Source organism: Acidovorax sp. GW821-FHT10E04 (assembly GCF_059415185.1).
This window is the reverse complement of sequence record NZ_JBWKMT010000009.1, coordinates 116,223-141,276: the sequence shown is the minus strand read 5'-3', so window position 1 is coordinate 141,276 and position 25,054 is coordinate 116,223. Positions and strand designations below refer to the sequence as shown.

The 25,054-nt window shown below is 68.6% G+C and carries 23 protein-coding genes and 1 riboswitch; of the genes, 7 read left to right on the top strand and 16 right to left on the bottom strand.

Annotation, left to right across the window (positions count from 1 at the left end):
* Positions 1-32 precede the first annotated feature (32 nt).
* The 6 genes from AC07OC_RS24810 to AC07OC_RS24785 all read right to left on the bottom strand — a co-directional run bounded on the left by AC07OC_RS24810 (position 33) and on the right by AC07OC_RS24785 (position 4,886).
* Complete coding sequence (locus AC07OC_RS24810; protein WP_255591838.1) at positions 33-569, bottom strand: hypothetical protein; 537 nt, start codon at positions 567-569, stop codon at positions 33-35.
* Between the two features lie 326 nt (positions 570-895).
* The gene (locus tag AC07OC_RS24805) at positions 896-1,855 is read right to left on the bottom strand and encodes a chemotaxis protein (RefSeq protein WP_218293700.1); all 960 of its coding nucleotides are present in this window, start codon (positions 1,853-1,855) and stop codon (positions 896-898) included.
* A 154-nt stretch (positions 1,856-2,009) separates the two neighbouring features.
* Entirely contained in the window at positions 2,010-2,318 is a 309-nt protein-coding gene (locus AC07OC_RS24800; RefSeq protein WP_218341708.1) for an antibiotic biosynthesis monooxygenase family protein, read from the bottom strand.
* Positions 2,319-2,391: 73 nt separating this feature from the next.
* Entirely contained in the window at positions 2,392-3,258 is an 867-nt protein-coding gene (locus tag AC07OC_RS24795; RefSeq protein WP_218341707.1) for a LysR family transcriptional regulator, read from the bottom strand.
* Between the two features lie 26 nt (positions 3,259-3,284).
* Positions 3,285-3,689: a nuclear transport factor 2-like protein gene (locus tag AC07OC_RS24790; RefSeq protein ID WP_218341706.1), complete on the bottom strand. Its 405-nt coding sequence runs from the start codon at positions 3,687-3,689 to the stop codon at positions 3,285-3,287.
* 294 nt (positions 3,690-3,983) lie between these two features.
* Positions 3,984-4,886, bottom strand: a complete 903-nt coding sequence (locus tag AC07OC_RS24785; protein ID WP_218293705.1) for a LysR family transcriptional regulator — start codon at positions 4,884-4,886, stop codon at positions 3,984-3,986.
* 120 nt (positions 4,887-5,006) lie between these two features.
* Here AC07OC_RS24785 and AC07OC_RS24780 point away from each other — a divergent pair, with 120 nt between their 5' ends.
* Together AC07OC_RS24780 and AC07OC_RS24775 are read left to right on the top strand one after the other, a co-directional pair.
* Positions 5,007-5,648: an NAD(P)-dependent oxidoreductase gene (locus AC07OC_RS24780; protein WP_218341705.1), complete on the top strand. Its 642-nt coding sequence runs from the start codon at positions 5,007-5,009 to the stop codon at positions 5,646-5,648.
* 383 nt (positions 5,649-6,031) lie between these two features.
* Positions 6,032-6,571: an acyloxyacyl hydrolase gene (locus AC07OC_RS24775; protein WP_218341704.1), complete on the top strand. Its 540-nt coding sequence runs from the start codon at positions 6,032-6,034 to the stop codon at positions 6,569-6,571.
* A 159-nt stretch (positions 6,572-6,730) separates the two neighbouring features.
* Here AC07OC_RS24775 and AC07OC_RS24770 read toward each other — a convergent pair whose 3' ends face one another.
* From AC07OC_RS24770 to AC07OC_RS24740, 7 genes are all read right to left on the bottom strand, one after another.
* Entirely contained in the window at positions 6,731-7,594 is an 864-nt protein-coding gene (locus tag AC07OC_RS24770) for a fumarylacetoacetate hydrolase family protein (protein ID WP_218341703.1), read from the bottom strand.
* A gap of 58 nt (positions 7,595-7,652) precedes the next feature.
* Complete coding sequence (locus tag AC07OC_RS24765; RefSeq protein WP_218341702.1) at positions 7,653-8,408, bottom strand: SDR family oxidoreductase; 756 nt, start codon at positions 8,406-8,408, stop codon at positions 7,653-7,655.
* Between the two features lie 55 nt (positions 8,409-8,463).
* On the bottom strand, positions 8,464-9,744 hold the full coding sequence (locus tag AC07OC_RS24760) for a TRAP transporter large permease (protein WP_494602474.1): 1,281 nt from the start codon (positions 9,742-9,744) through the stop codon (positions 8,464-8,466).
* A 56-nt stretch (positions 9,745-9,800) separates the two neighbouring features.
* Complete coding sequence (locus AC07OC_RS24755) at positions 9,801-10,400, bottom strand: TRAP transporter small permease (RefSeq protein ID WP_218341701.1); 600 nt, start codon at positions 10,398-10,400, stop codon at positions 9,801-9,803.
* Positions 10,401-10,447: 47 nt separating this feature from the next.
* Entirely contained in the window at positions 10,448-11,671 is a 1,224-nt protein-coding gene (locus AC07OC_RS24750) for a fumarylacetoacetate hydrolase family protein (protein ID WP_218341700.1), read from the bottom strand.
* Positions 11,672-11,728: 57 nt separating this feature from the next.
* On the bottom strand, positions 11,729-13,510 hold the full coding sequence (locus tag AC07OC_RS24745) for an IlvD/Edd family dehydratase (protein WP_218341699.1): 1,782 nt from the start codon (positions 13,508-13,510) through the stop codon (positions 11,729-11,731).
* A gap of 148 nt (positions 13,511-13,658) precedes the next feature.
* Positions 13,659-14,666, bottom strand: a complete 1,008-nt coding sequence (locus AC07OC_RS24740; RefSeq protein WP_218341698.1) for a TRAP transporter substrate-binding protein — start codon at positions 14,664-14,666, stop codon at positions 13,659-13,661.
* A gap of 214 nt (positions 14,667-14,880) precedes the next feature.
* Here AC07OC_RS24740 and AC07OC_RS24735 point away from each other — a divergent pair, with 214 nt between their 5' ends.
* The 3 genes from AC07OC_RS24735 (at position 14,881) to AC07OC_RS24725 (ending at position 17,408) form a co-directional block, all read left to right on the top strand.
* Positions 14,881-15,813, top strand: coding sequence for a LysR family transcriptional regulator (locus AC07OC_RS24735; protein WP_218341726.1), 933 nt, complete (start codon positions 14,881-14,883; stop codon positions 15,811-15,813).
* A gap of 121 nt (positions 15,814-15,934) precedes the next feature.
* A complete protein-coding gene (locus AC07OC_RS24730; RefSeq protein ID WP_218341697.1) occupies positions 15,935-16,408 on the top strand; it encodes a hypothetical protein in 474 nt (157 codons plus the stop codon).
* Positions 16,409-16,495: 87 nt separating this feature from the next.
* Positions 16,496-16,676: riboswitch (FMN riboswitch) on the top strand.
* Between the two features lie 201 nt (positions 16,677-16,877).
* A complete protein-coding gene (locus tag AC07OC_RS24725) occupies positions 16,878-17,408 on the top strand; it encodes a 6,7-dimethyl-8-ribityllumazine synthase (protein ID WP_218293719.1) in 531 nt (176 codons plus the stop codon).
* Positions 17,409-17,567: 159 nt separating this feature from the next.
* Here the strand turns inward: AC07OC_RS24725 and AC07OC_RS24720 are convergent, their stop codons facing one another.
* The gene (locus AC07OC_RS24720; protein ID WP_218341696.1) at positions 17,568-19,145 is read right to left on the bottom strand and encodes a methyl-accepting chemotaxis protein; all 1,578 of its coding nucleotides are present in this window, start codon (positions 19,143-19,145) and stop codon (positions 17,568-17,570) included.
* Between the two features lie 352 nt (positions 19,146-19,497).
* On the opposite strand from AC07OC_RS24720, the gene AC07OC_RS24715 reads away from it, so the two are divergent.
* A complete protein-coding gene (locus AC07OC_RS24715; protein WP_494597997.1) occupies positions 19,498-21,165 on the top strand; it encodes an ankyrin repeat domain-containing protein in 1,668 nt (555 codons plus the stop codon).
* A gap of 77 nt (positions 21,166-21,242) precedes the next feature.
* Here the strand turns inward: AC07OC_RS24715 and AC07OC_RS24710 are convergent, their stop codons facing one another.
* Positions 21,243-22,511, bottom strand: coding sequence for a CaiB/BaiF CoA transferase family protein (locus tag AC07OC_RS24710; protein WP_494597998.1), 1,269 nt, complete (start codon positions 22,509-22,511; stop codon positions 21,243-21,245).
* Positions 22,512-22,688: 177 nt separating this feature from the next.
* A complete protein-coding gene (locus tag AC07OC_RS24705) occupies positions 22,689-23,894 on the bottom strand; it encodes an acyl-CoA dehydrogenase (RefSeq protein ID WP_218293724.1) in 1,206 nt (401 codons plus the stop codon).
* Positions 23,895-24,074: 180 nt separating this feature from the next.
* Here AC07OC_RS24705 and AC07OC_RS24700 point away from each other — a divergent pair, with 180 nt between their 5' ends.
* Positions 24,075-25,007 carry a LysR family transcriptional regulator gene (locus tag AC07OC_RS24700; RefSeq protein ID WP_218341693.1) on the top strand — a complete coding sequence of 311 codons (933 nt, stop codon included), beginning with the start codon at positions 24,075-24,077 and terminating at the stop codon, positions 25,005-25,007.
* Positions 25,008-25,054 lie beyond the last annotated feature (47 nt).

The window sequence follows — 25,054 nt, the reverse complement described above, 5'->3', positions numbered from 1 at the left end:
AGGGGGAACGACGGCGCGGGACGGCGCCGCGTTCAGGGTTTTTCGGGGCTGTTCGACTGCTGGCGTGAACGCCAGTCGAGCGGGTGCGGCGTGTAGCTGTCTGGCGCCATGCGGCCAGGGCGGGCTTCACGGTTGCGGCGGTCTTCCGCGGCGCGGCGGTCGCGTTCCGCCTGGTCTCGCAAGGCCTGCTCCCGGTCCCGGTTGCGGCGATCGGCCTCGCGCGCCTGCTGGTCGCGGCGGTCGCGTTCACGCTCCCGGGCTACGCGGTCGCGCTCTGTCCGTTCTCTGTCACGCTCTCGCTCGCGCCAGTCGTTGCGGTTGCGGTCGCGTTCCCAGCGGTCGTCGCGATCACGTCCGCCGTAGTAGATGACGGAGGGCGGGGCCGAATACGCAGGGTAGACGGGGGGCGGGCTGGAGTACACCGACGGGGTGTTGTAGATGTACCCCGGCTGCTCGTAGACCCTGTACGGCGTCGGTTCGTAATAGGGGTCGCCCGGCACGGTGGCGCAACCCGTCACCACGGCGCCCAGGACCGTGGCAGAAATGATGCGGGCGAGTGTGTATGTCATGCTGTTCAGACCCCCTACAGGGCGTGGGCGTTCCGCGCTGTACGTAAAGCCCCCGAAAAGCACCCCGGCGGGGTGTTACAAGTTTCGGAGTGGCGTTTTCAATGCCTCCCACTGTAGCGCCCGGGGGGCCCATTTGGTTGACCTGCATGCCGATGCAACGGGTAGGACGAAATCCCATGCCGTGCCGGGCTGGTGCCTTGGTGCACCGGCTTCTGAAATCAAAATTGATAGCGAAAGCGCGTGGCTGGCAATGCGCGAGCCGCCCTTTTGATGCGCGGCGTGTACGCCGTGGCGAAGGGCGCGCGGGAAGCTGGCCTGCTTCCCGTTTATTTGGGCAGCACCCGGCGGATGGTTTCCGCCAGATCTTCCGCCACGAACTTGGCGACATAGCCGTCGGCGCCGACGCTGCGCACGTGGTCTTCGTTGGCCGAGCCGGACAGCGAGGAGTGGATGACCACCGGCAGCCCGTGGAAGCGCGCATCCTGCTTGATGTTGCGCGTGAGGGTGAAACCGTCCATTTCCGGCATTTCGAGGTCGGTCAGCACCATGGCCACGCGGTCCAGCACGCTCTTGCCCTCGGCTTCGGCGCTCCTGGCGATGGCGTTGAGCCGGTCCCAGGCTTCCTTGCCGGATTTCACCATTTCATAGGGCGCATGCAGCACCTTGAGTTCCTGCTCGATGAGCGAGCGCGCCACGAACGAATCGTCGGCCGCCAGGATGATGGTGCCGGGCTTGAGCTTGAGCTTGGCGCCGACCTTCTCTTCGGTGACCTCGTGGCCGTCCGAAGGCGACACCATCTGGAGGATGGCTTCCACGTCCAGCACCTGGGCCAGGCGGGATTCGTCGGTGTTGCCATCCAGGCGGGCAATGCTGGTCACCAGCTTGCCGGCGGCGCCGCTGGTTTCGGCGGAAAGCACCTGCTTCCAGTCCAGCCGCACGATGTCTTCCACCGACTCCACCGCAAAAGCCTGCGTGGTGCGCGCGTATTCGGTCACCAGCATGATGTTCAGTCCCGTCTGGGGCTTGCAGCCCACGATGGAAGGCAGGTCCAGCACCGGAATCACCTGGCCGCGCAGGTTCACGACCCCCAGCGAATGCGGCGTGGTGCCCGCGATCGGCGTGATGCTGGGCATGGCCACGATCTCGCGGATCTTGAACACGTTGATGCCGAACAGTTCGGATTTGCCCAGGGCACTGTCGGTGCCCAGACGAAACAGCAGCAGTTCGAACTTGTTGGTGCTGGTGAGGTTGGTCCGCTCGTCGATGTCCTGCTGCACTGCTTTCATGATGGGTCCTTCGCGCAGAAAAGAAGAAGAAACGCGCGTTTACAAATTCTAGGATCAGAACGGCATGTGCAGTGCGCTAAATGTTCAGGCAATACCCGAATAGTGCGCTGCAGCATCCAGGCGTCGCGGCGCCGTCACACGCTGGCGGCGCGGGTCATGCCGAGGGCGGCAGCGCCACCGGGGTGAAATGCACCACCGTGGGGAACGGGTCGTAGAAATGGTGCAGCAGCCGTTTCCATTCCTGGTAGGGCTCCGACTGCTGGCGAAAGCCGATTTCGTGGTCCTCGAGCGTGGCCCAGCGCACCAGCAATGCGTAGTCCTGCGGGCGTTCCACGCAATGGACCAGTTCGTGCGACAGGTAGCCGGGCATGGAGGCGATGATCCGCTGCGCCTGGGCAAAGGCTTGCTCGAACGCGGCATTCTGGCCGGCGCGGACGGTGAGGTGGGCGATTTCAAGGACCATGGTGGCAGGTGTGGGCTGGGGACAACCCCCTTTGTACCGCACCTTGCCTGCCGTGCCAGCGGCGGGCCCCACCTCAGGCCGCGCTGCTGCGGGAGAGGTCCGATGGCGTCTTGAGGCTGGAGGCGAGGCGGCCCAGCAGCGCGAGCAGGGGCGCGTCCGATGCGTCGCAGGCCAGGCCCAGATGGCGCGAGAAAGCCAGCGGACCGTCCAGGGGCCGCACGACCGAATGGCGTGCGTGGGCCGCGTAGGACTGCGGCACGACGGCCACGCCCAGGCCGCTGTCCACCATGTGCAGCAACAGCTCTTCGCGTGCGGCGCTGGCCTGCACCTCCAGCGCGATCCCGCGCTCGGCCAGCAGGCGGATGAACGACTGGTGCAAGGGGCAGTACGGCCATTCGATGAGCGGAACGCCCTGCAGGTCGGCCAGGCCGAATTTCTTCTTGAAACGCAGCGGGTGCTGTTCGGGCAGGAGCATCACATAGGGCTCGCGCCACAAGGACATGAAGGTGTCGCCAGACGGCTTGCAATGCTCGGCCACCAGGCGCAGGCGCGCCTCCTGCGCGCTGGCCGTGAGCCGCACCAGGGCGTTGGGCATGAGCTCGCCAATCTGCGCGAACAGCGGCGCGGCCGGGCCCACCATCAGATCGTCCTGCAGGAACACGCCCAGCGTTTCGCGCGGCGCATCGCGGAAGTCGCGCACCATGGCGCTCGACTGCGCCAGCAGGCTGCAGGCGCGCGGGTACAGGCGGTGGGCGGCGGGCGTGGGCGCCAGGCCCTGGCGGCTGCGCTCGAAGAGCACGGTGTCGAGCGCATCCTCCAGCCCCTTGATGGCCATGCTGATCGAGGGCTGCGCCACGAAGCAGCGGCGCGCGGCCGTGGTCACGGAGCGTTCTTCGTAGGCCGCCACGAAGTAGCCCAGGGCGCGCAGGTCAAACAGCATGGTGCGGGGGCCACGGAGGGCCGCGGTCAGGTCGGGGTGATGGTGGTGACGGTTTCGCGGAAGTAGTCGAGCTGGCCGTTGCGCGAGTGGCTCACGATCCAGGTCAGCGATTCCACTTCGCGCTGTTGTACCGCATAAAAGAAGCGCTGGTGGAATTTCGTGATCACCCAGTCGTCGCCCAGGGGCTGGCTGTGGGTGTGCACGATCTTCGTGCCCTGCGGAAAGACCTCGGTGCCCAGGCGCTGCACCACGGCCAGCACGTCGGCCTTGTGGCGGGCGACCTGCCAGCTGGTGTCCGCCTCGTCGCGGTAGTGGTCGATGCGGAAATCCACGTCGTCGGCGATGCTGTCCAGCAATGTGGGCACGTCGCCCTTTTCAAACGCGGCCAGTACGCGGTCGATGGGGAAGTGGGTGGTGGGGTTGGTCGTCATGTGCGTTCTCCGGTCGGGTTGAAGAAAGGTCGTGGAAGCAGGTACCGGAAGGCGACTGTAGGCAGCCCGCGCGGCACGCACAACGATGGAATTTGTGGAGCGATGCGATAAAAAAATGATGGATGGAAGGATGCCGGGCGCTGCGTTCACGCCACTGCCATCCGCCATCGTGCTGCGCGCGGTCCAGGGCCGGTGAAACCAGCGCGGCCAGGCCGCCGCGTCTTCTTTTTCTTTTCCCTTCTCCCACGCCACAGGACAGGGAACGGGTCCAAAGGCGGCCCCGAGGGCCGCCCCTCAATCCGTGACGCCCGGCACCTGGCTCAGATAGCCGTGCAGCGCCGCGATGGCCTGGCGCACCTTGGCGGGCTGTGCGTCGCGCTGGGGCGTGACGGCCCAGATGTCGAGCGTGCCGAAGGACCAGTCGGGCAGCAGCCGCACCAGCTGCCCGGTCTGCAAGGCCTCGTGTGCGTCCATGCTGCCCACGAGCGCAAGGCCCAGGCCGGCCTCGCACATCTGCTGGATCGACAACTGGTTGTTGCTGGCGATGCGCGGCTCCACCCGCAGCGCGCGCGGTTCGCCCGTGGGGCTGCGCAGATCGATCAGCAGGCCGCCGCTCTCGCGCGCAAAGCCCAGCCAGCTGTGCGACAGCAGGGCGTCGGGGTCCTGCGGCACGCCATGGTTGGCCACCCACCCGGGCGAGGCGCACAGGTACCACCGCATCCCGCCCAGGCGCCGGGCAGCCCAGCTGGAGTCGGCCAGCCGCCCGTAGCGCACCGCCAGGTCGATGCGGGCGTTGATCAGGTCGATGGGCGAATCGTCCACCAGCAGCCTCAAGCGCAAGGCAGGGTGGGCGGCCAGCAGCTCACCTAGCGCGGGCGCGATGTGCCGTGCAAAGCCCACGGTGGCCGAAAGGCGCAGCTCGCCGCTGGGCGCATCGCGCGACGCCGCCAGCTCGGCACGTGCCTGCTCGGCCGCGGCCCACATGGCGGCGCAGCGCGCGTGGTAGCGCTGGCCCGCCTCGGTGAGGGCCAGCTTGCGGGTGGAGCGATGCAGCAGCGTCACGCCGCCGTCGCTCTCCAGCCTGCGCACCTGCTGGCTCACGGCCGAGGTGCTCATGCCCAGGGCGCGGGCCGCGCCGCTCATCGAGCCGTGCTGCACCACGGCGGCGAACACGGCCATGCGTTTGAGGTCTTCCATCGGTGAATTTGCTTGATCGTGAAGCTGGTCTTCAAAGTGAAGGCATTTTTAGCCCTCTAGTGCGGTCTTTGACAAGCCCATATTCTCACCCTATCGCAACTTTGAACCGAGGAACTCCCCATGAACATCGCCCTGATTGGTGCCACCGGCTTCGTCGGCTCGGCCGTGCTCGATGAACTGCTGCAGCGCGGCCACCGCGTGACCGTGCTGGCCCGCAACCCCGGCAAGCTGCCCGCGCGTGAAGGCCTGACCGTCGTCGCCGCCGACGCGCAGGATGCCGCCCAGGTCGCCAAGGCCGCCGCCGGCCACGATGCGGTGGTGAGCGCCTACAACCCCGGCTGGACCGTGCCGGACATCCACGACCAATTCCTCAAGGGCACCCGCGCCATCATCGACGGCACCAAGCAGGCGGGTGTGCGGCGCCTGCTCGTGGTGGGCGGCGCCGGCAGCCTGTTCGTGGCGCCCGGCGTGCAACTGGTGGACACGCCCCAGTTCCCGGCGGAATGGAAGCAGGGGGCCCTGGCCGCGCGCGAGGCACTCCACTGGATCCGCACCGAAAGCACCCTGGACTGGACCTTCCTCTCGCCTCCCATCCTGCTGGCTCCCGGCGAACGCACGGGCCAGTACCGCCTGGGCACCGAAGCCCCGCTGATGAACGGCGACCAGCCCGGCGGCATCAGCGTGGCCGATCTGGCCGTGGCCATTGCCGATGAGCTGGAAACGCCGCGGCACCTGCAGCAGCGGTTCACGGTGGCGCACTGAGCCTGGGCATCCCGGCCGGCGCGGCGGCGGGCCACCGGGGGTGCGGGCGGGGGCTGCATCCCGGCCGACGGCATCTCAGCCGGTTCGCCTACAGGCGCATGGGGCCGCAGCACCTGCAGGCGGCGGGATTGATGTGTAGATTGGTGGTGCCGGCGACGCCTGCAAGCGCAGGCAGGCCGGCCGGCCACGCTGCTGCCCTTGCCGTCCACCCGGGTGCGGCGCCAGAGCAGGGCGTGTTATCCCGCCCCACTGCTGCCTGTCGGAGTACCTTCGTGCATTCGATCTCTACCGCCTTGCCACCCGCCCCCGCCCCCGCAGCATGCCGCAGGGCGCAACGTCCTCCCTCTCCCGTTCCCTGGCCGCGTAGCCTGGCACTGCTGGGAGTGTTGGGGGCACTCGCCACGGCGGCAGGTGCCCAGGATGCGGCGCTGCAGACCGCCCCCGAACCCCGGCGCATGTTCATCGACGGCGCACGCGCCGCGAGCGATGTGGGCCTGGTGTCGGTGGGGGTGCAGCTGCCATGGGAATGGCGCCGTTCCTTCCTGGACGGCGAATTGACGGGGCACTGGGACGCCCACATCGCCCACTGGCGCGTCCCTGCGGGCTCGGCGGCGTCCGATCGCAGGCACTGGACGCAGCTGGCCCTGGTGCCCACGCTGCGGCTGCGCTTCGATGGCGGGCGTTCGGCGTGGTTCATGGAAGGCGGCATCGGCGTTTCGGTGCTGGACGGGCACTACGCGATGCGGCACAAGGCCTTCAGCACACGCTTCAATTTCACCGACCACCAGGGGATCGGCTTCAACTTTGGCGCGCGCCGCCAGCATGAGCTGATGCTGATGGTGCGCCATGTCTCCAACGGCGGCATCCGCAAGCCCAATCCCGGAGAAGATTTTGTCCAGGTGCGCTATGGACTGGCATTTTGAGCCGGTGCCCTGGTGCAGGCGGTGTCGATGCTCCTCAATTCATAGCTGCCAGGGCTTGGGTGGCGGGCGCAGGAGGCTGTTTTCGTCTCAAGGCCCCGGGGCGGTGGCGCGTGGGCCCCTGTCGGCAGCCGTGCGTGCTCCGCGCCGGGGCGCGTGCCGTCAGCCGTCGATCAGCTTCGGGTCCCACGCAAACACGGTCTGCTCCTGCTCGCCCAGCTTCTCGATGCCCAGGCACATCACGTCGCCGGGCTTGAGGAACTGCGCCTGGGGCTTCTTGCCCATGCCCACGCCGGGCGGGGTGCCGGTGGTGATCAGGTCGCCGGGCTCCAGCGTCATGAAGCGGCTCAGGTAGCTCACCAGCTGCGCCACGGTGAAGATCATCGTGCGGGTGCTGCCAGTCTGCTGGCGCTCGCCGTTCACGTCCAGCCACATCGACAGATTCTGCGGGTCGCCGACCTCGTCGGCGCTCACCAGCCAGGGGCCGATGGGGCCGAAGGTGTCGCAGCCCTTGCCCTTGTCCCAGGTGCCGCCGCGCTCGAGCTGGTATTCGCGCTCGGAGATGTCGTTGATGGTGCAGTAGCCGGCCACGTGCTGCAGCGCGTCCGCCTCGCTCACATAGCGCGCGCGGGTGCCGATCACCACGCCCAGCTCCACCTCCCAGTCGGATTTGACCGAGTCTTGCGGCAGCACCACGGGGTGGTTGCAGCCCACGGCGCAGTCCACGGTCTTGGTGAAGACGATGGGCTCCTGGGGGATGGCCATGCCGGCTTCGGCCGCGTGGTCCGCGTAGTTCAGTCCGATGGCGATGAACTTGCGCATGCCCGTCCACGGCACCGCCAGGCGGCCCTGGGGCACGACGGGCAGGGTGGCGGCATCGATGGCGGCCAGCGCGGCCAGGCCAGAGGGTGACAGGGTGGCAGGGCTGATGTCGGGCAGCACGCCGCTCAGGTCGCGCACCGTGCCGTCGGTGTGCAGGAGTGCAGGTTTTTCCTGGCCCTTGGGGCCGTGGCGAAGCAGCTTCATGGTTGGTACTGGTAAGGGTTGGATGGTGGGTGGCGCGGAACGCAGAGCGTAGATGAAATCAGTTGGACCAGCCGCCGTCGATGACCTGGGCGGTGCCCGTGGTGAACGATGACTCGTCGCTCGCCAGGTACACCGCCAGCGCGGCGATCTCCTCGGCCCGGCCCAGGCGGCCCATGGGCTGGCGCTCGACGAAACCTGCTTCGACGGCGGCCAGGCTCTGGCCCGTGGCCGCGGCCTGCGCGGTGATCCGCTCCTGCAGCGACGGCGACATCACCGTGCCCGGGCAGATGGCATTGCAGCGGATGCCCTGGGCCACGAAGTCGGCGGCCACCGACTTGGTCAGGCCCACGACCGCCGCCTTGGTGGTGCCGTAGACGAACCGCCGGGGCGCCCCTTTGATACTGCCCGCCACCGAGGCGACGTTGATGATGGACCCGGCGCCGCGCGCCAGCATGCCGGGCAGGAACGCCCGGATGGTTCGAAACTGCGCGCGCACGTTCAGATCGAACGCGAAGTCCCACTCGTCGTCCGTGCAGTCGAGCACACTGCCCGCGTGCACAAAGCCCGCGCCGTTGAACAGCACATCCACCGGACCCACGGCGGCGGCTGCGTCGCGCACGGCCTGGGCCTGGGTCACGTCCAGCACGCGGGTCTCGCAGCCAGTGTCGCGCTGCAGGGTGGCTAGCGCGGCGGCATTGATGTCGGTGGCGATCACCCGCGCGCCCTGGGTCGCGAAGGCAATGGCGGTGGCGCGGCCGATGCCCTGGCCGGCGGCGGTGAGAAAGGCGGTCTTGCCTGCAAGTCGGAGTGTCATGGAATGCGGGGCGTGAAGAGTGGGTGGGAGTGCTGTGGGGCAGGGGTGGGCGCCGTCAGCCCGTGAACCAGCGCAGCGGCGCCAGCACCGTCTGCGGAAAGATCACCATGATGAACATCACCGCGAACTCGGCCGCCATGAAAGGCAGCACGCCGCGCGTCACCTCGTCCATCTTCATGCGCCCCACACCGGCCACCACGTTCAGGATCGTGCCCACCGGCGGCGTGACCAGGCCGATGGAGTTGTTGATGATGAACAGCACGCCGAAGTACACCGGGTCGATGCCTGCGGCCTTGATCACGGGCATCAGCACGGGGGTCAGGATCAGGATGGTGGGCGTCATGTCCATCGCCGTGCCCACCAGCATCACCAGCACCATGATCGCGATCAGCAGCAGCGTCTGGTTGCCCACGAAGGGCTTCAACAGCTCCACCATCTGCGCGGGCAGGTTGGCCACGGTGATGAGCCACGACGACACCATGGCCGCCGCCACGAGGAACATCACCACTGCCGTGGTCTTGGCCGCGGTGGTGAAGATGGGCAGCAGCGCGCGCAGTGGCAGCTCGCGGTAGATCACGCTGGCCACGAACAGCGAATACACCGCCGCGACCACCGCGGCCTCGGTCGGTGTGAACACGCCCATGCGCAGGCCCACCAGGATGAACACCGGCAAGGTCAGCGCCCACACCGACTCCCGCGCGGTGCGCCAGACTTCGGCTGCAGTCTTCTTCTCCGGCATGGCCAGCACCTCCTTGCGGCCCACCCACCACCAGGTCACCGCCAGGCCCACGCCGATCATGATGCCCGGCACGATGCCCGCGATGAACAGCTTGCTGATCGACACGTTGGCCGCCACGCCGAAGATCACGAAACCGATGCTCGGCGGAATGATGGGCCCGATGACGCCCGAGGCCGCGATCAGCCCGCCCGACACCTCCTTCTTGTGCCCGGCCTTGACCATCATCGGCAGCAGCAGCGCCGTGAGCGCCGCCGCATCGGCCACGGCCGAGCCCGACAGCGACGACAGCAGGCAGGCGGCCAGGATCACCACATAGCCCAGGCCTCCCTTCACATGCCCCACCAGCGCCAGCGCGAAGTTCACGATGCGCTGCGACAGCCCGCCCACGTTCATGATCTCGCCGGCCAGCATGAAGAAGGGCACGGCCAGCAGCGGAAAGCTGTCGGCGCCATTGATGAAGTTCTGCGCCAGGATCTGCGCGTCGAACAGATCGAGCTGCCACATCAGCGCGACGCCGGCGGCCAGCAGTGCATACGCGATGGGAATGCCCAGCGCCATGGTGCCGATGAGGGCCCCCAGAAAAATCAGCACGGTCATGTGTTGTCTCCGTTATTTTTGATGTGCCATCTGTGTGTGCATGCGTGCTTACTTGCTCACTCGCCGCGCTGCTTCGGGGGCAGGCCCAGGGCTTGTGCGGCCGCATCTTCGCGCGCCAGCTCGGCCTGCAGGGCTTCGAGCTCCGCCTGTTCTTCGGACTCCTTGACCATCACCAGCTCGCCCTCGCTGGCCTTGCCGGTCAGCACGCGCAGCAGCTGCAGCGTCAGCAGGAAGCCGGCGCACACCGAGAACACCACGCCCGAGGCATAGAAGATGGCCATCGATGCGCCCGTGACCGGGGCCTCCACATCCCAGTTGATCTTCATCTGCTGCCAGCTGCCGTCGAAGAACAGCCAGGTGATGTAGAGCATCAGCACGTGGCCCAGCGCCATGCAGGCCCTCTTGCCCCGCACCGACAGGCGCGACACCAGCATGTCGGTGCCCAGGTGCGCGTTCTCCTTGATGGCGGCCACTGCGCCCAGGAAGGTGATCCACACGAAGAGCCAGCGCGACAGCTCCTCGCTGACGGCGATGCCGGAGTTGAAGACGTAGCGCAGCACCACGTTGCCGAACACCAGCACCACCATGGCGGCCAGCGCCAGTGCGATGAGGAGGTTGATGGCCCGGACGTAGCGGTCGATGAAGGTATTGAGCATGCTGAGGTCTCCGTGGATGGCGGGGCCGGTCTGCTTTTTTGAGGCGTTCAGAGCGCCGCGCCCTGCAGCAGCCCGCGCGCGGCCAGGTTGGCGATGAAGGCCCGCAGGCCGAAGCGCCAGGGCGGCGCGCTCTCGCTGTGCGCCACGGTGTTGTGCAGCGCGCCCAGCCAGGCGCTCTGGATGGCGACCACGTCGCCCAGCTTGTGGGTGAAGCCGCCGCCGGGCTGGTCGCGGTCTTCGATGGGCGCGAACAGCGTGCCCAGAAACAGCATGAAGCCGTCCGGGTACTGGTGCGCGGCCAGCGTCTGGGCCACCAGGTCGGCCGGGTCGCGGCTGATGCTGGCCATGGTGTTGATGCCGCGCAGCGTGAAGCCGTCGGCGCCCGCCACGCGCAGGTGCACGGTCTCGTTGCGCACCTGGTCCAGTCCGAAGCCGGCGTCGAACAGCCGGATGAACGGGCCGATGGCGCACGAGGCGTTGTTGTCCTTGGCCTTGCCCAGCAGCAGCGCGCTGCGGCCCTCGATGTCGCGCAGGTTCACGTCGTTGCCCAGCGTGGCACCCACGATGGCGCCGCGGCTGTTGACGGCCAGCACCACCTCGGGCTCGGGGTTGTTCCAGGCCGAATCGGCGCGGATGCCGATCTCCTCGCCCGTGCCCACCGATGCGAGCACCGGCGCCTTGGTGAAGACCTCGGCGTCGGGGCCGATGCCCACTTCAAGGTACTGCGACCACAGGCCCTTGTCCTGCAGCAGTGCCTTCAAGGCCATCGCCTGCTCGGAGCCGGGACGGATGTCGGCCAGGCTCTCGCCGATGAGCCCCACCACCTGGCTGCGCAGGCCCTGGGCCCGGGCCGCGTCGCCGCGCGCCTGCTCTTCGATCACGCGCTCGATCAGGCTGGCCGCGAAGGTCACTCCAGCCGCCTTGACCACCTGCAGGTCGCAGGGGGCCAGCAGCCAGGGGCGGGACGTGTCGCGCACGCCATGCTGGCCGGTTTGGCTGTTGGCCAGCAGTTCGTCCACGCTGCACAGGTACTGGCCCTCGGCGGCTCGCACTGCCTCGGCGGGCGCGGGCGTGTCCAGCAGCGTGCTCATGGTGGGGTAGTGCCGGCTCAGGTCGAACACGCCGTCGGTGCGCAGGGCCACCACCGCCGGGCCGGGCACGGCGCCGTGCACCCAGGCGCGGCCGACCAGGGTGCCGGCCAGGCCGTCGTCGGGAAGAATGTGGGCGCGCGCCGCCCCACCGGCCGCTGTGGCCGCTGTCGTTTCACTCATGGGAGTTCCTTGGAAAAGGGTTCTGAATCGGTGCCGCACCCGCCCAGGCGCAGCGTCTCAATGGTTGTGGCGCGGCGTGTGTTCGGAAATGCGCCGGTAGTCCAGCGCAAAGTCGAGCGTCGCGCCATCCACCAGCTGGCCGGTCTTCTCGCGGTACAGCGCCTCCCAGGGCGACTGGCTCTGGGGGATGGGCGGCGCCGGCAGTTCGCGGCGGCGGCGCTCGATCTCCTCGGGGGCCACCAGCGCGTCGCACCGGCCGGCGTTCAGGTCGATGCGGACCATGTCGCCGCTGTGCAGCCAGGACAGGCCCCCGCCCACCGCGCTTTCGGGGGAGACATTCAAAATCGACGGGCTGTCGGCCGTGCCCGACTGGCGCCCGTCGCCCAGCGTGGGCAGCGTGTTGATGCCGCGGCGGATCAGCGCGTCGGGCGGCTGCATGTTGACCACCTCGGCCGAGCCGGGCCAGCCGAGGGGGCCCGCGCCGCGCATCACCAGGATGCAGCCTTCGTCGATGCCGAGCGACGGGTCGTTGATGCGTGCGTGGTAGTCGTCCGCGCCTTCGAACACCACGGCGCGTGCTTCGAAGATGCCTTCCGCGCCCGGTTGGCTCAGGTAGCGCTGGCGGAAGGACTCGGAGATCACCGATGTCTTCATGATGCCGAAGTCGAAGAGGTTGCCGTGCAGCACCAGGAAGCCGGCTTTTTCCATCAGCGGTGCGTCGAAGGGGAAGATCACCTCGCGGTCGCGCGTCTCGCGGCCCTGCAGGTTGTCGGCCAGGGCCTTGCCGGTCACGCTCAAGGCATCGGCATGCAGGCGGCCCGCCTGCTGCAGCTCCCACATCAGCGCGGGCACGCCCCCGGCGCGGAAGAACCTCTCGCCCAGGTATTTGCCGGCGGGCTGCATGTTCAGCAGCAGGGGCAGGTCGTAGGCATGCTGCGTCCAGTCCTCGGGGCGCAGGTCCACGCCCGCGTGGCGCGCCATGGCCATGATGTGCACCTGCGCGTTGCTGCTGCCCCCGGCCACGCTAACCACGGCCAGCGCGTTGAGAAAACTCTCGCGGGTGAGGATGCGCGAGGGGCGCAGGTCCTCGTAGGCCATCTCCACGATGCGCCGCCCGGTCTCGTACGCCATCTGCCCGCGTTCGCGGTAGGGCGCCGGAATGGCGGCGCAGCCCGGCAGCGAGAGGCCCAGCGCCTCGGCCACCGCGTTCATGGTGGACGCCGTGCCCATGGTGTTGCAGTGGCCGGCCGACGGCGCGCTGCTGCAGGCGCGCTGCAGGAATTCTTCCTCGTCGATGTCGCCCACGGCCAGCTGGCGGCGGCTGCGCCAGATCACGGTGCCCGAGCCCACCAGTTCTCCATCGTGCCAGCCGTCCAGCATGGGGCCGCCCGAGAGCACGATGGCCGGGATGTCCACCGTGGACGCCGCCATGATGCCGGCCGGGGTCGTCTTGTCGCAGCCGGTGGTCAGCACCACCGCGTCGATGGGGTAGCCGTACAGGATCTCCACCAGCCCCAGGTAGGCCAGGTTGCGGTCCAGCGCGGCGGTGGGGCGGCGGCAGTTCTCGAAGATGGGGTGCACTGGAAACTCCATCGGGATGCCCCCGGCGTCGCGGATGCCCTCGCGCACGCGCCGCGCCAGGTCCACATGGATGCGGTTGCAGGGCGACAGGTCGCTGCCGGTCTGCGCGATGCCGATGATGGGGCGGCCCGAGCGCAGCTCCTCGGGCGTGAGCCCGTAGTTCATGAAGCGTTCGAGGTAGAGCGCGGTCATGTCCGAGCGTGCGGGGTCGGCAAACCACTCGCGGGAGCGGAAGGGGCGGCGGGGTGTTTTGGTCATGGATCGCGATGTGTCAGCAGGCGGGAAGGGCGCTGCAACAGGGGTTGGCATGTTTGACTCGAACCACAAACCGTTCGGGCTGAGCCCGTCGAAGCCTCGCGCGGCGCTTCGGCCGCGCTCGGTGAACGGTTGTGGTGGAGCAGAAAAGTTACTTGCCGCCCCGCACCTTGGCAAGTTCGGCGTTCATCTCGCCAGTGGTCTCCTCGCCGAATTCCTTGGCGTACTTGGTCAGCACCGGCTGCAGCTTGGCGCGCATCTTGGCCTGCTCGGCGGGTGCGAGTTCGGTCACCTGCATGCCAGCCTTCTTCAACTCGCCCAGCGCGGTCTCGCTGAACGCACGGATGGTCTTGCGCTCGAACAGGGTGGCTTCGCGCGCGGCGTCCTGCACGATCTTCTGCTCCTGCGCCGACAGCCCATCCCAGGTCTTCTTGGACATCAGCAGCACCCAGGCGCTGTACATGTGGCGCGACAGCACCAGGTGCTTTTGCACTTCATAGAACTTGCTCGACAGGATGGTGGCGGGCGGGTTCTCCTGCCCGTCCACCGCGGCCTGTTCCATGGCCGAGTACAGCTCGGTGAAGGGCATGGGCGTGGCGTTGGCACCCAGGGCGTTGAAGGTATCCAGGAACAGGGGGCTCTGGATCACGCGCAGCTTCAGGCCCGCCAGGTCTTCCGCCTTGGTGATGGCGCGGCGCGAGTTGGTCACGTGGCGAAAGCCGTTCTCCCAGAAGCCCAGGCCCACCAGGCCCTTTTCGGGCAGCTTGGCCAGCAGCTTCTGGCCGAAGGGGCCGTCGAGCACCGCGTCGGCTTCTTGTTCGTTGTTGAAGGTGAGCGGCAGGTTCAGCACGCCGAAGGGTTTGATCAGCGCCATCAGCGTGGAGCTGTCGGGCACCGTCATCTCCAGCGTGCCGCCACGCAAGGCCGAGGTCATGCTCACGTCGTTGCCCAGGGAGCCGCTGGCGTACAGCTTGGCCACCAGCTTGCCGCCGCTTTTGGCAGAGAGCTGCTCGGCAAAGTGCTTGACGGCCTGCGCCTGGGGGTGGTCGTCGTTCAGGCCGATGCCGACCTTGAAAACATGGTCCTTGATCTGCGCCGACACGGGTGCGGCCACGGCGGCCAGGATCGTGGCCGCAAGGGCCAGGGCTTTGAATTGCATGGTGTTTGTCTCCGGATATGGAATGGCTGGGGCACGGTGGGGCACCGTAAAAGACGGCCCACCGGCGCCATCGGGTCTCTGCGGGACCCTCCCGACGCAGGCGAGAGATTAGGTTTCGCAGGGCGCGGGGTCCACTCACTTTTTTGCTAGCATCCATTCCAAATGCTGATGAGTTGCCGTGACCTCCACCCCTGTGTCGGGTAAACCCCTGTCGATGGTGCAGGCCTGCGCGCGGCTGCGCTTTCGGCACCTGCAGTTCCTGGACATCCTGGGCCAGACGCGCAACCTGCGCCTGACGGCCGAGCAGATGCACATCACGCAGCCGGCGGCCACCAAGATCCTGATGGACATCGAGGAGATCCTGGAATCGCGGCTCTTCGAGCGCCTGTCGCGCGGCATGCGGCCCAACGAACTGGGCCTGTTCACGCTGCGCTACGCCGCCAGCGCGCTCGCCGGCCACCGCAAGTTCGTCGATGAGTTCAATGCGCTCAAGGAGGGCGGCCACGGCCACCTGGCGATCGGCGCCATCACGGGATCGGCCGCGCACGTGCTGACGGCGTCGGTGGCCGAGATCCAGCGCCTGCGCCCGCTGCTGGTGCTCAAGGTGCTGGAGCAAAGCAGCGACCAGCTGATCGTGTGGCTGGCAGAGCGCAAGATCGACCTGATGATCGGCCGCTTCACCGACGACGCGCACCGCACGCAGTTCCACTACGAACGCCTGTCCAGCGAGCCGCTGCTGGTGGTGGGCGGCCTGCACCACCCCCTGCGCGGCGCGCGCGACCTGGACATGGCCGAGCTGTCGCACTGGCCGTGGATCCTGTACCCCGCGTCCACCGCGGTGCGCAAGGTGTCGGACGACATCTTCGGGCGGAGCGGCCTCGCACTCGGCTCGGGCGTGGTGGAGACCCCGTCGTTCCTGTTCGCGCTGGAGATGATGCAGGCCACCGACATGCTGTCGCTGCAGCCCCAGGCGCTGGTGGAGCGCTACATCGCCAAGGGCCTGCTGGCCCGCATCCCCGTGGACCTGCCGGACCGCATGCCCGACTACGGCCTCATCACCCGGCTGGGGGAACCGCCCACGCCCGCCATGCAGGCCTTCACCGACGTGCTGCGCGAGGTGGCGAACCCGGTGACCGATGCGCCGTGACGGGGGCTGGTGCCGGCCGCCGTCAATAACCAGCGGTTATTGAAAATGCATGCTCCCGCCTCCGTGCCGGGGCCGTTATGCTCTGCGCCCTTTCCCTGAATCTTCTGCGACCCTTTTCCCCATGCAAGACACCCCCGACACCATCCAGGAGCCTCGCCGTTGGAGCGACGGCCAATGGACCGCGCAGGTCATCAAGAACGAAGACGACGACGGCTGGGCCGTGTCCATGACGCTGCGGGGCGAGGCCGAGCCCGCGCTGGTGGGGCCCTGGACCATGGGACGCGACAAGAAGAACCCCAAGCCGCTCGATGTCTCGGCCTTCCACACCCTGGTCAAGACCGCCAGCGAGGTGCTGCGCCGCCACGAGCAGCAGTTGCATGCACAGCTCCACAAGAACGTCGCGGTCACGGTCAATGGCCAGCGCCTGCGCGTGCAACTGGCCATCGTGCCCGACGAAGAGGGCGCCACGGCCACCCTGAGCGCCCAGGATGAACTGGGCGAGGAACTGGCGCGCGTGCCCGTGCCGCCCACGTTCAAGCTCACGCCCGCCAGTGCCACCGCCTGGGCCGAAGCCGGGTTCGAACGGCCCCGCTGACGGTGCAGGCAATCGCCTGGGCGACGGCCCGCCCCGCGGGTAACCCCTAGAATCGCGCCGCTGGCCTCCACAGCTTGTGGGGGCCGGCAGCGTTCTCAGGGCGGGGCGGAATTCCCCACCGGCGGTATCTGCGGGTGGCTGTTGCTACAGCCGCACCGCAGCAGCCCGCGAGCGCCCGGGCCGCGCCAGGCATGGCGGCGGCCCGGGGTCAGCAGATCTGGTGCGATGCCAGAGCCGACGGTCACAGTCCGGATGAAAGAGATCGCGAAGCCATGGCCGCCCATCGGGATGGGTGCCCGTGTGCAGTGGTGCGGGTGTTCGCTGGTGCGGGCGGGCGGGCGCGGTTTGCCGTGCGCGCCGCCGTGCGGCTGCCCGGGCCCGGCGCGCGGGTGCCTGCTTGCCGTTGTGGTGTGCCCTGTTCGCGCGCGCCCTGATTCTGGTAATCCTTTTCTTTGCTACGAGAAAATCCATGAATCAGTCCTTCCATTCCCACCATGCCGCCGCTGCCAATGCCGAACAAGGCCGTGCAGACTCCGCGCGCCGCAGCGAACGCGTTGCGGTCATCTGCGCCGGCTGGCACCGGGACATCGTCCACCAGGCCCGCGACGCCGCCGTGGCGGAGTTCGCCCGCAACGGCCTGGCTGCGAGCCAGATCGAGCAGTTCGAGGTGCCTGGCGCCTTCGAGATCCCGCTGCTGGCCAAGCGCCTGGCGCAAAGCGGCCGCTACGACGCCATCGTGGCCTGTGCGCTGGTGGTCAACGGCGGCATCTACCGCCACGAGTTCGTGACCACCGCCGTCATCGACGGCCTGATGCGCGTGCAGCTGGACACCGAGGTGCCCGTGATGTCCGCCGTGCTCACGCCGCGTGACTTCCACGAGCATGAAGACCATCTGAAGTTCTTCCGCGAGCATTTCGTGAAGAAGGGCACGGAGGTGGCCGACGCGTGCCTGCGCACCATGGCGCAGTTCAAGGCGCTGGAAGCGGCGCACGGCGACTGACCAGCCCCCATGGGGGGGCTGGCGCGCTGGCGGGGCCGCGCGCCATGGCACCGGAACAGGCTCAGGTCGCTATTAAAAACATAGCTGTTTGCGCTGGATGGTTGGGCGTTAGAGGTCGTTTTGATTCAATTTTCTTCGCCCCCCGGCCCGCCCGTCCTGTCAGGCCGCCGCCAGCCGGGGCACGCGCGCCCCCGCCGCCGGGTGTTCGCCGGGCGACAGGCGGAACACCGAGACCGCGTCCACCAGCTGCTGCGCCTGTACCTTCAGGCTGTCGGCCGCCGCCGCGCTTTGCTCCACCAGCGCCGCGTTCTGCTGCGTGGCCTGGTCCATCTGCATCACGGCCTCGCCCACCTGGGCCACGCCCGCGCTCTGCTCGCTGCTGGCGGCGCTGATCTCGCCCACGATGTCGGTCACGCGGCGGATCGAGGCCACCACTTCCGTCATCGTGGCGCCGGCCCTGTCGACCAGGGCCGTGCCTTGCTCCACGCGCTCCACGCTGGTGTGGATCAGGCTCTTGATCTCCCGGGCCGCCTCGGCGCTGCGGCCGGCCAGGCTGCGCACCTCGCTGGCCACCACCGCGAAGCCCCGGCCCTGCTCGCCCGCGCGGGCTGCCTCGACGGCGGCGTTGAGCGCAAGGATGTTGGTCTGGAAGGCAATGCCGTCGATCACGCTGATGATGTCGGCGATCTTCTTGCTGCTGTCGTTGATGCCCTTCATGGTGGTCACCACCTCGGCCACCACGTCGCCGCCCTGCACGGCCACGGTGGACGCATTGACGGCCAGCTGGTTGGCCTGGCGCGCGTTGTCGGCATTGGCCTGCACGGTGGAGCTGAGCTCTTCCATCGACGCCGAGGTTTCCTCCAGCGCGCTGGCCTGCTGCTCGGTGCGCGCCGAGAGGTCGTTGTTGCCCAGCGCGATCTCGGTGCTCGCGGCGGCCACGTTGTCGGCGTTGTGGCGCACGTGGCTCACCACGCTCGACAGGCTCAGCTGCATGCCGTGCAGCGCATTGAGCAGCAGCGCGATCTCGTCCTTGCCGCGCACGGGCTGCGCCACGGTCAGGTCGCCGCTGGCCACGGCCTGCGACACCCGCACCGCGTTGTCCAGCGGGTTCACCACGGTGCGGCTGAAGGCGATGGCGCCGGCGATGCCGAGCGCGCACACCACCAGCATCACGGCCAGGCTGATGGTGGTCGCGCGCTGCGCGGTGGCGGCGGCGTGTTCGGCCACTTCGCTGCTGGCCCGGGCGATCAGTTCGCCCGCCTGGTCGATCAGCTGCGAGGGCTCGCGGTCCATGCCCTGCACCGCCTTGTCGCCCGCCTCGGCATCGTGCCCGGACGCCTTGAAGGCCTCGAAGCCCTTGCGGTAGGCGGCGCCCATGCGTTCGTGCGCCTGGGCGAACTGCGCCACGCGGTCGCGGCCCTCGCCCGGCGGCAGGCCAGCCAGCAGTTTCTTCGCCTGCAGGCCGATGGCCTGCTCCTGCTTTTCAAACGCTGCCCAGTAGCGTGTGAGCTGGGCCGGGTCCTTGCCGCGCAGCAGTACGTTCTTCCACTCCTGCACCTGCACCTTGAAGTCATTGAGCATGGAGGAGGCCAATCGCTCGTGCTCGAAGCTTTGTGCCACGGTGGTCTGGTAGGTGCCCAGGGCCTGGTTCAGGCGGCTGATGCCGAACAGCGCCGCCGCGAACAGCAGCAGCAGCGCCACGGTAAAGGCCAGGGGGAGTTTGAGGCTGAGCTTCATGGCGGACTCCTGAGGTTCCACGGAACGGCGCCACGGCATGCACCCATGGCGCGAAAATGAAAGCTGCAAAGTCTCTGCGGGCCTGCCATCGGGCGTGGCGGGGGGGAGACTCCCGCTGCCATTATGGCGACGGATGTAATTTTTTGTACACGGAATTCGCGCCATGCCGCAAGGGGGGCGCCGCACGGCGGTAAGATGCCTTCCCGCGGTGCAAGCCGCGCCCGGGCCCGCGGGAAGGGTTGAACCCACTTGCCGACTCCTGGAGCACGTTCGTGCTCCTTGCAGAGCTGACTTTCCATCCTTTGTGCTGCCGGATTTGCGGGCCGTCGGCGATCCATGCACGGAGGTTCTCGTGAAACGCATTCCCCCACGGCCCGACCTGGGCCATCTCAAGAAACAAGCCAAGGACCTGCTCGCTGGCTGCCGCAGCGGCGAGCCCGAGGCGCTGGCGCGCTTTCGCGCCGCGCTGCCGGCGGCTGCGGGCCAGGGCGATGCCGCCATCGCCGCCCTGGGCCTTCGGCTGCACGACGCGCAGTCCTGCCTGGCGCGCGAGCATGGCTTTGCGTCCTGGGCCGACTTCCAGGGCTTTGTGCTGGCGCGGCGCGCGCTGGTGGACGACCCGGTGCGCGCCACCCTGCAATGGCTGCGCCTGGTCTATGCGGGCGACATCGCGGGCGGCAACCACAGCGCCCGGCCGGGGCTGGCCGAGCGCCTGTGGGCCGATGGCGCCATCCCCCGGGACGAAGACCCGTGGCTGGCCTGCGCCGTGGGCGATGAGGCCCGGCTGCGCGAGGCCATCGCGCAAGACCCGGGCTGGGTGCACCGCCCTGGCGGGCCCTTGCAGCTGCCGCCGCTGGTGGCCGTGGCGCATTCGAGCCTGGCGCGGCTGCCGGCCTTTGCCGACCGCCTGCAGGCCTGCGTGGCGCTGCTGCTGGAGGCCGGGGCCGATGCGAACCAGTGCGTGGCCAACCGCTGGCCGCCCGCCTCGCTGGCCGAGCCTGATGCATCGCACCCGCTGTCTGCGCTGTATGGCGCGGCCGGGCAGAACCAGCACGCGGGCATGGCGCGCCTGCTGCTGGACGCGGGCGCGGACCCCAACGATGGCGAATCGCTGTACCACGCGCTCGGAAGCCTGGACTGCACGCGGCTGCTGCTGGAGGCGGGCGCGCGGGTGCCGGGCACGAACGCGCTGTGCCGCGTGCTCGACATGGACGACCTGCCCGCGCTGCAACTGCTGCTGGCGCATGGTGCGGACGCGAACGAGCAGCTTGCCGATGGCGCGGCGCCGGGCGGTGCGGCGCCGCTGCTCTGGGCCATCCGGCGGCGGCGGTCGCTGGCCCATGTGCAGGCCCTGGTGGCGGCGGGCGCCGACCCGGCTGCCTGTGCCGCCGATGGCACGCCCGCGCACATCCAGGCGCTGCGCTGCGGACTGCCCGGGGTGGCGGCCTTTCTGCGCGCGGCGGTGGGCGAGGGCGACGTGCCTGTCGACGAGCGCTTCGTGGCCGCGTGTGCCCAGGCCGACGAGGCGCAAGCACGCACGCTGCTGGCCGCGCGGCCCGGGTTGTTGGACGCGCTGTCGCTGCCCCAGCAGCGCCTGCTGCCCGAGCTGGCCGCCCAGGCGGACTGCGGCCATGCCGTGCGGCTCATGGTGCGCCTGGGCTGGCCCATCGACACCACAGGGGGCGACTGGGACGGTACGGCGCTGCACCTGGCCATCTTTCGGGGCGACGCGGCGCTCACCCGCTTCCTGCTGGAGCACGGCGCGCGCTGGCAGGCCCGGCATGGCTTTGAGGACAACGCCTGCGGCGCGTTGTCGTGGGGCTCCATCAACACGCCCGAGCCCGATGGCGACTGGGCGGGCTGCGCGCAGGCGCTGCTGGACCATGGATTGCCACCCGCCGCGCCGGACCCCCAGGGCTCCGAGGCCGTGTGGCTGGACGGCCGCCCCATGCGGTTTTCTGACGAGGTGGCGGACTGCCTGCTGGGCGCCGCCGCACCGCTGCCGCAAGCACCGAAGTAGCGTGGCCGCGAAAAGACCAACGCCCCGCGGCGGGATGTCGCGGGGCGTTGCGCAAGAGCGGGTAAATCAGTGAGCGGCTACACCACGCCCGAGGCCCGCAGCGCCGCGATGCGCACCGCGTCCAGCCCCATTTCGGCGAGCACCTCGTCCGTGTGCTGGCCCAGTGCCGGCGGCGCGTTGCGCAGCACGGGCGGCGTGGCCGACAGGCGCAGCGGGCTGGCCACGCCGGTGATCTGCCGCACGTTGTCGGTGGCGGCCTCGCCGTCCTTCCAGCGCGGCAGCGTCACGGCCAGGCCGCGCGCCTGCACCTGCGCGTCGCCGAAGGCCTGGGCGATGGTGTTGATGGGGCCGCAGGGCACGGCCTTGTCTTCCAGCAGCGTGATCCAGTCGGCCGTGGTGCGCGTGCGCGTCACGGCCTCCATCGCAGGGATCAGGTCGGTGCGGTGCTGCACGCGCAGGGTGTTGGTGGCGTAGCGCGGGTCGGTTGCCCACTGGGGCTGGTTGGCGGCGGCGCAAAAGCGCTGGAACTGCCCGTCGTTGCCGATGGCCAGCAGCATGTTGCCGTCGGCCGTCGCGAAGTCCTGGTAGGGCGCCAGGCTCGGGTGGCTGTTGCCCATGCGGCCGGGCGCCTTGCCGGTGGCGAGGAAGCCCGAGGCCTGGTTGGCCAGAACGGCCATGCCCACGTCGAGCAGGGCCATGTCGATGTGCTGGCCCTGGCCCGTGCCAGTGGCCGCGTTGTCGCGCACATGCAGCGCGGCCAGGATGGCGTTGCTGGCGTACAGGCCGGTGAACAGGTCGATCACCGCCACGCCCACGCGCATCGGGCCGCCGCCGGGCTGGCTGTCGGCCTGGCCGGTGATGCTCATCAGGCCCGTCATGGCCTGCACCATCAGGTCGTAGCCCGCGCGCTCGGCGTAGGGCCCGTCTTGCCCGAAGCCGGTGACGGAGCAGTAGATGAGGCGCGGGTTCAGCGCGCGCAGGCTCTCGTGGTCCAGGCCGTATTGCTTCAGGCCGCCGACCTTGAAGTTCTCCACGACGATGTCCGCCTCTTGTGCCATTTGCTTGATGAGCGCCTGGCCCTCGGGCGAGGCCATGTCGATGGTCACCGAGCGCTTGTTGCGGTTGCAGGCGGTGTAGTAGCTGGCCTGGTTCGTGTCATTGCCCTCGGCGTCCTTCAGGAAGGGTGGGCCCCACTGGCGCGTATCGTCGCCCACGCCGGGGCGCTCCACCTTCACCACGTCCGCCCCCAGGTCGGCCAGCACCTGCGTGCACCAGGGGCCCGCGAGCACGCGGGAGAGGTCGAGCACCTTGATGCCTGCGAGGGCGCCTGCGTTGGATGTGGTCATGGTAGTGATTGCTATAACTTGAATAGCTGCTTGCGCTTGTTCAGTAAGCGCTAGAGGCCAAAATCGTATTGAATGGGCGTGGGAGGCGCGGCGGGCGTGTCTCCAGGCCACCGGCGTCGTCCCCCTTCCCCGCGAAGCCGAGAAAAGGGGGAAGGCGCGCGGCGCCTCAGCGGGATGTCAGCTGAACGCCGCGATGCCGGTCTGCGCACGGCCCAGGATGAGCGCGTGCACGTCGTGCGTGCCCTCGTAGGTGTTCACCACCTCCAGGTTCACCAGGTGGCGGGCCACGCCGAACTCGTCGCTGATGCCGTTGCCGCCCATCATGTCGCGCGCCAGGCGGGCGATGTCCAGCGCCTTGCCGCAGCTGTTGCGCTTGATGATGGAGGTACCTTCCACGCTGGCGGTGCCCGCGTCCTTCATGCGGCCGAACTGCAGGCAGGCCTGCAGGCCGATGGCGATCTCGGTCTGCATGTCGGCCAGCTTCTTCTGGATGAGCTGGTTGGCGGCCAGGGGGCGGCCGAACTGCTTGCGGTCCAGCGTGTACTGGCGGGCGGTGTGCCAGCAGAACTCGGCCGCGCCCAGCGCGCCCCAGGCGATGCCGTAGCGCGCGCTGTTCAGGCAGGTGAAGGGGCCCTTCAGGCCCTGCACTTCAGGAAACGCGTTCTCTTCCGGCACGAACACGTCGTCCATCACGATCTCGCCGGTGATGGAGGCGCGCAGGCCCACCTTGCCGTGGATGGCGGGGGCCGTCAGGCCCTTCATGCCCTTTTCCAGCACGAAGCCGCGGATGGGGCCCACAACATCCTTGCCATCGCCACCTTTGATGACTTCCTTGGCCCAGACCACGAACACGTCGGCCACGGGGCTGTTGGTGATCCACATCTTGCTGCCCTTGAGCTTGTAGCCGCCATCGACCTTGTAGGCGCGCGTGGCCATGCTGCCGGGGTCGGAGCCGTGGTCGGGCTCGGTCAGGCCGAAGCAACCGATCCACTCGCCGGTGGCGAGCTTGGGCAGGTACTTCTGCTTTTGCGCTTCGGTGCCGAATTCATGGATGGGCACCATCACCAGCGACGACTGCACGCTGGCCATCGAGCGGTAGCCCGAATCCACGCGCTCCACCTCGCGGGCGATCAGGCCATAGGCCACGTACGACAGGCCGGGGCCGCCGTACTGCTCGGGGATGGTGGGGCCCAGGAGGCCCACTTCGCCCATCTCGCGAAAGATGCTCACGTCCATCTTTTCGTGGCGGAAGGCATCCAGCACGCGCGGGGCCAGCTTGTCCTGGCAGTAGGCGGCGGCCGCGTCGCGGATGGCGCGCTCGTCGTCGGTCAGTTGCTGGCTCAGGAGGAAAGGGTCATCCCATTGAAAGGCGGCGTGGGCCATGTGCGTGTCTCCAGGTGAAAAAAAGAGTGGCAACAAAGGTGTTCTGGGGCAGATCGTAGGCCTCGTGCCAGCGCGCCGCAAGCGAGTTCTTTTCATCCAGATATGCATAACTGGAATGTATGAAATACTTTGAGCTAGAGATCATCTACTTGGCCGGCCCCTTAAAAGTTCATTTTCATCATGCGCCGCAATATCCCATCGACCCAGGCACTGGCCTGTTTTGAAGTCGCCGCCCGGCACGAGAGCTACACCCGCGCCGCGCAGGAACTCTCGCTCACGCAAAGCGCCGTCTCGCGCCAGATCCAGGCGCTGGAGGAGTTTCTGGGCGTGCAGCTGTTTCGCCGCACGCGCCACGGCGTGGTGCTCACGCCCGCCGGCGCGCACTACGGCCGCCAGGTGGCGCGCTGGCTGCAGGGCCTGGAGCGCGACACGCTCGACGTGATGGCCCACCAGGGCGAGGGCGGCACGCTGTCGCTGGCGGCGGTGCCCACGTTCGCCACGCGCTGGCTCATTCCGCGCCTGCCGCAGCTGGCCCAACTGCACCCCGACATCGTGGTGCACATCGAGACGCAGACGCGCCCTTTTCTGTTCGCCGACACCACCTTTGACGCGGCCCTGTACGCCGGCACCCCGGAGCAGGTGGCCAACTGGCCCGGCGTGCAGGCGCAACTGCTGATGCACGAGGATGTGCTGCCCGTGTGTTGCCCGCGCCTGCTCGAATCCGCCGCGCCGCGCGCGCGCGGGCGCGCCCACCAGCCCGTGGCCGCCGATGCGCTGGCCGGGCTGCCCCTGCTGCAGCAGAGCACGCGCCCCTACGGCTGGCGCCAGTGGTTCGACGCCATGGGGGTGGACGCACCCCATGCGCTGGACGGGCCGCGCTACGAGCTGTTCTCCATGCTCGCCGTGGCGGCCACGCATGGGCTGGGTGTGGCGCTGATTCCGCCCTTGCTGATCGAGGCCGAGCTGGCCAGCGGCGAACTGGTGGTGGCCTGCGCGCGGCCCCTGCGGGGGGAGCGGGGCTACTACCTCGTCAGCCCCGCGCAGGTGCAGCCGCCCGTGCTGGCGGTGTTCTCGAAATGGCTTCAAGACACTGCGCGGGCTGCGGCAGAGTAGGGCGCTTGCCGGCTTGCGCCCCGCGGCGGACAGGGCTACGCTGGTGG